We start from the raw sequence: 1,331 nt of genomic DNA on the forward strand, positions 1-1,331 counted from the left end.
GGATGCTCTTATGGATGTCAAGCAGCGATGGTGAGCTGCTCGGTGGTGGTGCTCGGTGTGCTGGGCGTGGTCAGGACTCGGTAGATCTCTCGGGCGATGAACCGCTTGAGGCAGCGGATGATCTCCTTCTTCGAGAGGCCTTCGGTGGTCCTGCGCTGCATGTAGTTCTTGGTGCGTTCGTCCCAGCGCAGTCGGCACAGGACGATGCGGTAGAGGGCGGCGTTGGCCGCCCGGTCACCGCCCCGGTTAAGGCGGTGGCGGTGGGTGCGGCCGGAGGACGCCGGAAGCGGGGCGGCGCCGCAGAGCATGGCGAACGCCGCCTCGGAGCGCAGGCGTTCGGGGTTGTCCCCGGCGGTGACCAGCAGTTGGCCGGCGACGTCCGCGCCGACCCCGTTCAGTGCGAGCAGGTCCGGGGCGATCTCGGCGACCAGCGGGGCGATGAGGGCGTCCAGGTCGTCGATCTCCTCGCTGAGCCTCTGGTGGCGGCGGGCCAGGGTCCGCAGGGCGAGCTCGGTGGCGACGGTCGGGTCGCCGGCCCGCTCAGGGGCCGGGCCGGTGGAGGCGCAGGTGGCTATGAGCTGTCGGTCGCCCAGGTCCCGCAGCGCCGCTCGGAGTTCCTCGGGTGCGGTGACGATCAGGGTCTTCATCTGGCGCGTCACGTCGGCGCGTTGACGCACCGCGCTGCGGCGGGCCACCCGCAGGCTTCGCAGGGCCTCGACGCGGCCGTCGCGCCGCTTGGGTGTGCCGGTGCGGCGGGCGGACAGGGCGGCCCTGGCGGCGGCTTCGGCATCGACGGGGTCGGACTTGCCCTGCCATCGGCGGGCCTTGCGGTCCGGGCGGTCGATCTCCACCACCGTCACGTCCTGCTCGCGCAGGTGGCGGGCCAGGCCCGCCCCGTAGGCGCCGGTGCCCTCCACGCCGACCAGGACCAGGGTGCCGAACGAGCGCAGCCACGCCAGGAGTAGGGCGTATCCCTCGGCGTTGGCTTCGAACTGCTCGGATCCCAGCGGGCGTCCGGCCGAGTCGATGACGGCGGCGGTGTGGGTGTCCTTGTGGGTATCGACGCCGCCGGTGATCTCGCGGTCCTGGTGTGCGATGGTGGACATCGCCGTCCTCTCCATTGATCCGGGTGGGGCGGCAGCCGCCGGTCCGGCGGGCGGACAGGACAGTGAAGGGGCCTCTGGCCAGGCTCTTATGAAGTCACGCAAGCCGGGCCGGCGGATGCTCACGAGCGGCTCCCGGACGAGGCCGACAGATCCGGTTGAGGACCCGAGGTCAGTCAGAGGTTGAGTCAGACCTGCCCGGGAACCGCTCATGAACATCCTCACTGT

At 71.1% G+C, this 1,331-nt stretch carries 1 protein-coding gene; it reads right to left on the reverse strand.

Annotation, left to right across the window (positions count from 1 at the left end):
* Positions 1 to 17 precede the first annotated feature (17 nt).
* On the reverse strand, positions 18 to 1,106 hold the full coding sequence (locus AB0C76_RS41365) for an IS110 family transposase (protein ID WP_359975955.1): 1,089 nt from the start codon (positions 1,104 to 1,106) through the stop codon (positions 18 to 20).
* Positions 1,107 to 1,331 lie beyond the last annotated feature (225 nt).

This window comes from Kitasatospora sp. NPDC048722 (genome assembly GCF_040650235.1).
In the GTDB taxonomy this organism is placed as follows: Bacteria; Actinomycetota; Actinomycetes; order Streptomycetales; family Streptomycetaceae; genus Kitasatospora.

Bases quoted from the DNA above. Each gene is read 5' to 3' on its own strand.
- AB0C76_RS41365 (WP_359975955.1), bottom strand. From the start codon at position 1,106: ATGTCCACCATCGCACACCAGGACCGCGAGATCACCGGCGGCGTCGAT.